At 45.5% G+C, this 6,940-nt stretch carries 6 protein-coding genes; 3 read left to right on the top strand and 3 right to left on the bottom strand.

The features are described from left to right. Positions 1 to 473 precede the first annotated feature (473 nt). Complete coding sequence (locus F6J94_RS27480) at positions 474 to 1,214, top strand: hypothetical protein (protein ID WP_293046145.1); 741 nt, start codon at positions 474 to 476, stop codon at positions 1,212 to 1,214. A 58-nt stretch (positions 1,215 to 1,272) separates the two neighbouring features. Next, positions 1,273 to 1,548, top strand: a complete 276-nt coding sequence (locus tag F6J94_RS27475; protein ID WP_293046142.1) for a hypothetical protein — start codon at positions 1,273 to 1,275, stop codon at positions 1,546 to 1,548. Here the strand turns inward: F6J94_RS27475 and F6J94_RS27470 are convergent. After that, on the bottom strand, positions 1,538 to 2,923 hold the full coding sequence (locus F6J94_RS27470) for an aldehyde dehydrogenase (RefSeq protein ID WP_293046140.1): 1,386 nt from the start codon (positions 2,921 to 2,923) through the stop codon (positions 1,538 to 1,540). The genes F6J94_RS27475 and F6J94_RS27470 overlap by 11 nt on opposite strands. 282 nt (positions 2,924 to 3,205) lie before the next feature. Here F6J94_RS27470 and F6J94_RS27465 point away from each other — a divergent pair, with 282 nt between their 5' ends. Next, positions 3,206 to 4,882, top strand: a complete 1,677-nt coding sequence (locus tag F6J94_RS27465; RefSeq protein WP_293019928.1) for an iron ABC transporter permease — start codon at positions 3,206 to 3,208, stop codon at positions 4,880 to 4,882. A gap of 340 nt (positions 4,883 to 5,222) precedes the next feature. Here F6J94_RS27465 and F6J94_RS27460 read toward each other — a convergent pair whose 3' ends face one another. Together F6J94_RS27460 and F6J94_RS27455 are read right to left on the bottom strand one after the other, a co-directional pair. Further along, positions 5,223 to 6,278, bottom strand: a complete 1,056-nt coding sequence (locus tag F6J94_RS27460) for a Fe(3+) ABC transporter substrate-binding protein (protein ID WP_293046137.1) — start codon at positions 6,276 to 6,278, stop codon at positions 5,223 to 5,225. 463 nt (positions 6,279 to 6,741) lie between these two features. Beyond that, positions 6,742 to 6,940 (bottom strand): hypothetical protein (locus tag F6J94_RS27455; protein WP_293046132.1); only part of this gene is annotated, 199 nt, incomplete at its 5' end.

Below are 6,940 nucleotides of genomic sequence, written 5' to 3'. Positions count from 1 at the left end.
TGCTGATAACCATAACATTTATATCAAGTCTGGTTGAATAGCAATAATTAAGGAGAGGGTGGGGAGGGTGGGAGGTCTGGGGAGATGGGGAGATGGGGAGATAGGGAGATTTTTATTAAGGGTAATTATCCTGACATGATATTACAAATAGAGCAGGACTCTACATAGGTAAAAGTGACCAGCTATCAAAAAGTTCATACTCATGAGGTACATAATTTTTTCCACTATCACCCCCTTGACCGCGCCCGAAATTACCACTCCAAAAACTTTTAAACCTACTCCCTGCTCCCTACTCCCTGCTCCCTAATCCCTGCTCCCTACTCCCCCAAATTTTGTATCTCACTAAACTGAAACATGCTATAATAAACGTTAACTAAAAGGTACCCTTAAGGGTACCGCAACCTGTTAGTAAATTATGAGACCATTGGGAGAGATTAACACTACCTGCAAAACTACCTGATGGAGGGCAAATCATGCCTGACGAAAATATCCACGAATCCGCTTACAACTGTGAGTTTGAGATTCCGATCAATTTTTTAGTTCCCTTCTCATTCAAGCCCACATTTGCTCCACAAAAGTGTACCTTCCAACTTTGCAATCACCCTGGTGCTAGTGCCAGTCCACCACCCTATGGCTTGCGTCTTGATGGACTGCTCACTGGTAATCCCAGAGATATCTATACCTTTGATTTTGAGTACGAGGGGGCAGAAGTATTCCTCGACTACACCAGCACAGGTGAGATCCACATCTACGGAAAAGCCTTCGGTGGACAAAAAGAAGGGAAGAATTACAAAAAAGGGACAACTGACTACTGGGATATCGACTTTAGCTACAAGATTGTGGGACATAAAGACAACGATGCCTATGTCACGGAGAAAGCCTATGGCAAGTACAACATTGGCATGGGTAAGGGGACAATCAAGTCTAAGAAGTTCAAGTCCTTTGATTTAGTAGACTACTTCGGTAAACATCAATACTCCTTCCGGTTTGGTGATGATACGGAGCACCGGGGCTATAAAGGTATCTCTGGCTGGGGCTGGCTGAATCATAGTGGTGCCAAAGATGGTATCTATGAGCACCTAGATTACTCTGACTGGCTATTCGTTGCTAAAATTCCTAAACTATCCATGGCTAAATGGAAAATGATCTGCTGGAGTGGCTTAGCCAGTGGAGTCTGGTGTGAGGATGAGCCTAAGAAGTCCGATGATGATTAGGGATTAATTATAGCGCCGCGCCCAGTGTGGGGAGATAGGGAGATGGGGAGATGGGGAGATGGGGAGATGGGGAGATGAAGAGATGGGAAGTGTGGGAAGTGTGGGAAGTGTGGGAAGTGTGGGAAGTGTGGGGAGATGGGGAGATGAAGAGATGGGGAGATGGGGAGATCAGCAACTGGCTCCCCAAGACGGCGGTACCTTCCGACTCCCGACTCCCGACTCCCGACTCCCGACTCCCGACTCCCGACTCCCGACTCCCGACTCCCTACTCCCGACTCCCGACTCCCGACTCCCGACTCCCTACTCCCTAAAACCAATAATAACTAACCACTAATAAATTTCTTGATCTGTCCGAGTTTGTCTTTGTAGGGAGCATAGCGCAACTGCAAATCCAGCCAGAAGGACTTCTTCAGCACGCTTTTTTGGTGAGAAAAGGTATCAAAACCAGCTTTCCCATGATAAGCACCCATGCCACTATCACCAACCCCACCAAATGGTAGGGAAGGAACATTTAGATGCATAACTGTTTCATTCAAGCAAACACCACCAGCAGAGGTCTGTTGCAAAACCTGCTGTTGCTTTGCTTTGTCTCTGGAGAAAAAATATAGCGCTAATGGTTTTGGTCTTTGGTTAACTATCCCAATCGCTTCATCTAAATTACTGTATTCAATCACAGGTAGAATCGGACCAAAGATTTCCTCTTCCATCACTTTATCCTCTAAGGAAATATTGTCGATGACCGTGGGAGCAATATAGCGGTCTTCTGGATTAGTTTGTCCACCAATTATGATCTCACCATCCTTGAGTAAGGTACTCAAACGGTGATAATGCTTATCACTGATAATCCGAGCATAATCTGGACTTTTGGCGGGATCGTCTCCATAAAATTTATGGAGACAGGCTTTGATTTGTTCGAGTAAATCAGATTTAATCTCCCGATTGACCAGCAGATAGTCTGGTGCAACGCAGGTTTGACCGGCATTGAGAAACTTACCCCAAACAATTCGTTTTGCTGTAGTCTCTATCGGCACATCTGTCTCCACAATGCAGGGACTTTTACCCCCCAACTCTAGAGTAACCGGGGTTAGGTGTTTGGCAGCAGCAGTCATGATAATTCTGCCAACTTGGGTGCTGCCGGTGAACAAGATATGGTCAAATTTTTCTGCTAACAGTTCCTGACTGGTTTCTACTCCCCCTTGCACTACAGCAATATAGCCAGGGTCAAAGTTTTTCTGGATAATCTCTGCGATCGCACCAGAGGTGTGAGGGGAGATTTCAGAGGGTTTGATCACGCAACAGTTTCCGGCTGCGATCGCACCCACTAAAGGAGCAATGGCTAGAGCAAATGGATAGTTCCAGGGACTGATAATCAGTACTACTCCCAAGGGTTCGGGATAAATTTGACCCGAGCCTGGAAAATTTGCCATTGAGACCGGGACTCTTTTGGGCTTGACCCAGGATTTAATATGCTTGAGGGTGTGATCAATTTCCTGCACCAGGATAATTTCGGTAGCATAAGATTCAAATTCCGCCTTGTGCAGGTCGGCTTTCAACCCTTCTAAAATGGCAGTATCATTTTCTAAAATAACTTGCTTGAGGCGCTTGAGTTGGGCGATCCGGAATGCCACATCTTTGGTTTTACCGGTGCTGAAAAAATTGCGCTGCTGAGCCAAAATATCTTTGACTTCACTGGTTTGTAGTTCAAGCATCTTAAAATTTAACCCCTGAACGGAAAAAAAAAATCATTTTCTTCTGGTTCAAGGTTAGCAATTATTTGATAGGATAGTTTATTGCTAAAGACTTGCAAGAGTTTAGCGTAGGGTGGGTTAGGCGGGGAGTACTTTAAAAGCTCACCTTTGAAGAGAGCTGTCCGCCGTAACCCACCAATATTAAGCAACTCATCGCTGTCTATACATTGACTGTATAAACAGCCTCTGAGTTCAGCTCCTTGAAAACATTCCTCAAAACAATCATTTGCCTGAAAACTCCCGATGCCACTAAAAATTTCAGCACTATTGAGCGGTAACAAACCATGGCATCGTCTGGGTTTGCCTGGTTGGACAGTCTCGGTAATTGCGATCGCACTCCTAATTTGCGCACCAGTCCTATTTGTGCTGGGCAGTATGTTCTCCGATTCTTCAGAAGTATGGACTCATTTAGTCTCCACTGTCTTAGGCAGTTACATTGTCAACTCCCTGTGGTTAATCCTAGGTGTAAGTAGTGGAGTCTTAATCCTTGGGGTTTCAACAGCATGGCTAGTAACCATGTGTCGCTTCTGGGGAAGCCGGGTGTTTGAATGGGCGCTACTACTGCCTCTGGCAGCACCAGCCTATTTACTTGCCTATACTTACACCAATATGCTGGACTTTTTTGGACCCGTACAAACCTGGCTGCGGCAGCTGTTTGGCTGGACTAGCGTGCAGGATTATTGGTTTCCCAATGTCCGGTCTCTGTGGGGTGCGATCGCAATGTTGTCTCTAGTACTCTATCCCTACGTTTACCTGATCACCAGGGTAGCCTTCCTAGAGCAATCCGTCCGTACCCTAGAAGCTGCTCGTTCCCTCGGATGCACCCCTTGGCGTGGCTTCTTCACCGTGGCTCTACCCCTAGCCAGACCAGCGATCATGGCAGGTTTGGCCTTAGCACTGATGGAAACCCTCAGCGACTTTGGGACAGTAGAGTATTTCGGTGTCAGTACCTTCACGACAGGGATATATCGTACCTGGTTAGGAATGGGTGAGAGGTCAGCTGCTGCTCAACTAGCCGCCTGTTTGCTACTATTCATAATTGTTTTAATTCTACTAGAACGCTGGTCTCGTAAGCAATCTCGCTATTATGAGACTGGCAGTAGTTACCAACGAATCAAGCCATTTTCACTAACTGGGGGCCGAGGCATACTGGCGCTGTTAGCCTGTTTCCTTCCCATTGCTCTTGGATTTTTAGCACCCGCAGCATTTTTGCTGCACATGACCATTAAAAATGCCGAGGAAACCTTAGATGATAATTTTTGGCAGCTAGCTACAAATAGTTTACTATTAGCCATTACAACAGCTGCGATTGCTATGGTCTTAGCATTAGTCATGGCTTATGGGCAACGTCTAGTGCCCAAACTAGGGATGCGTTTAGCAGTACGCACTGCTGCCATGGGTTACGCTATCCCTGGTTCAGTGATTGCAGTTGGTGTCTTAATGCCCTTAGGTCAGTTGGACAATACCATTGACAGCTGGATGCGGGCAACCTTTGGCCTATCCACTGGTTTACTTTTTAGCGGCACCATCATTGCTTTAGTATACGCCTATCTTGTACGCTTCCTAGCAATTTCATTCAATACCGTTGAATCCAGCCTAGGTAAGATTAAGCCTAGTTTAGATGATGCCTCTCGCAGTCTCGGTTATGGACCTACGCTGACCCTAATTAAAGTTCACGCCCCATTAATGTGGGGAGGATTGTTGACAGCAGCCATGTTAGTGTTTGTGGATGTAATGAAAGAGTTACCAGCAACTCTGATCATGCGACCGTTTAATTTTGACACCCTGGCAGTACGAGTTTACCAGTATGCCTCCGATGAACGATTAATACAGGCATCAGCACCAGCCTTAGCGATTGTTTTAGTAGGGATTATTCCAGTAATTTTATTGAGTTTAAAGATTGCTAAATCTCAGGGATAATAATGCAGAATGAAGAATTAAGAATGAAGAATGGAGAAGGCAGAATGAAGAATGGAGAATGGAGAAGGCAGAATGAAGAATGGAGAATGGAGAAGGCAGAATGAAGAATGGAGAATGAAGAAGGCAGAATTCTAAATTCTAAATTCTAAATTCTAAATTCTAAATTCTAAATTCTAAATTCTTAATTCTTAATTCTAAATTCTTAATTCTTCATGGTGTTGGATTCAAAAAAAAGGTAATAGGGAACAGAGAAAAGAGGAGTTTTTGCTTTCTGCGCGCTACTCCCCACTCCCTACTCCCTACTCCCTAATACGACAGTACTTCACCTAATTTACAACTGTTATACCCAACCAGCAATATCCATCAGTTGAACTGCTGTAGCACTATTAGGTCCATATTGGGAAACACTGGTTGGATCTTCCTTGAAGGGAAAACCAAAGCCCGCAAGTACCGGATCAATCGGTGTTCCAGGAACCACTGGATATTCGCTATTAGCTTGAGCAAAGAAGGTCTGAGCCGTAGGGCTGGTTAGATATTCTAAGAATTTGATAGCATTTCCTGGATTAGGAGCTGTTTTCACCAAGCCGCCACCACTGATATTAATGTGGGCACCCCGGTTTTGCTGATTTGGGAAAAATACACCAACTTTCTTGAATATCCCCTGCTTGGCAGGGTCATCGGATTTAATATAGCGAGGTAGATAATAAGTATTTGCGATCGCAATATCCGCAATCCCAGCAGCAACCGCTTCAATTTGGGCTCGATCATTACCCTGAGGCTTGCGAGCAAAGTTACCCACAAAGCTCTCGACCCATGATTTTACTGCTGGTACACCCAGGCTGGCAATCAGTGACGCAACCAGAGATTGATTATAGACGTTGCTTGATGAGCGGATAGCAATGCGACCTTGCCATTTGGGATCAGCCAGATTTTCGTAAGTTGACAGATCCGCAGGGTTGACTCTGTTTTTATTATACATAATCACCCGCGCTCGCTTAGTGAACCCAAACCAGTGATTTTGAGGGTGTCGCAGGTTAGCGGGAATCTTGGCGTTGAGTTCCGATGAATTAACCGGGGCAAAAATACCAGCCTGGTCAGCTTTCCACAGACGACCAGCGTCAACAGTGATTAAGACATCAGCTGGGCTATTCGCCCCCTCACTTTTAATCCGTTCTATTAATGGATTTGCTTTCCCCTCAATCAGATTCACTTCAATACCAGTGATGCGGGTGAAGTTGTCGTACAAGTCATCATCGGTCTTGTAGTGACGAGAGGAGTAGACATTGACTACCTCATTCTGGGCGGCTGCTCTACGAGGTTTACCCAGTTCACCCAAGGTGTAAGCCGCCATGGCTGTACCACCTGCTAGTAAGATATTTCTTCTATTGATGTTCATCAGCAACTACTACTTTCTCTCCTTAGGATTGTCGCTAAACTTATGCAGTAGGTATGGTAATCCAGCACCTGAGTTACCATACCTACTGCTATCGAAATAAATTATCGATTAGTTTGGGAATTTTGTAAACTACCTTAGACGGTCGAATGCCAGATAAATCCTTTCAATTACCTGATTTGACTATATACTTGACCCTATAGTAGATGATTAGGTCAGTGTGTAGAAGAGGAACTTTACTCATTATAATAGAATATTTTTAATGGCTTATCAGAAATTTATCCAAAAATTTTTCAGAGGAATAGAGCTGAAAGTTATAGCGCTGCACCCAGGAGGGAACTTCCGCCCTTAGGAAACAGGGACTGAAAAACCTTTTCAGATAAAGGGTTTAGCAATTCTTCGTGCCTGAAATTTGGCAACACCCTTACCAGCATTACTACAATTGATAAGATTTAGCGGCTACTGACTACTGAGCGAGTCGGGAGTCGGGAATCGGGAGTCGGGAGTCGGGAGTCGGGAGTCGGGAGTCGGGAGTCGGGAGTCGGGAGGCGGGAGTCGGGAGTCGGGAGTCGGGAGTCGGGACTCGGGAGTCGGGAGTCGGGAGTGGGGAGTCGGGAGCGGTGCGACGGGAAGGGGAAAGATGGGAAGAGCGCAGGTCTGAAGTC

The organism is Moorena sp. SIO1F2, from assembly GCF_010672755.1.
Taxonomy (GTDB): domain Bacteria; phylum Cyanobacteriota; class Cyanobacteriia; order Cyanobacteriales; family Coleofasciculaceae; genus Moorena.
The sequence above is the reverse complement of the archived record's forward strand: the minus strand, read 5'-3'. Positions and strand labels throughout refer to the sequence as shown.

What these genes read in the sequence shown, in the direction of transcription:
- F6J94_RS27460 (WP_293046137.1), bottom strand. Translation starts at nt 6,278, where the DNA reads ATGAACATCAATAGAAGAAATATCTTACTAGCAGGTGGTACAGCCATG.
- F6J94_RS27465 (WP_293019928.1), top strand. Translation starts at nt 3,206, where the DNA reads ATGCCACTAAAAATTTCAGCACTATTGAGCGGTAACAAACCATGGCAT.
- F6J94_RS27480 (WP_293046145.1), top strand. Translation starts at nt 474, where the DNA reads ATGCCTGACGAAAATATCCACGAATCCGCTTACAACTGTGAGTTTGAG.
- F6J94_RS27470 (WP_293046140.1), bottom strand. Translation starts at nt 2,923, where the DNA reads ATGCTTGAACTACAAACCAGTGAAGTCAAAGATATTTTGGCTCAGCAG.
- F6J94_RS27475 (WP_293046142.1), top strand. Translation starts at nt 1,273, where the DNA reads ATGGGGAGATGGGGAGATGAAGAGATGGGAAGTGTGGGAAGTGTGGGA.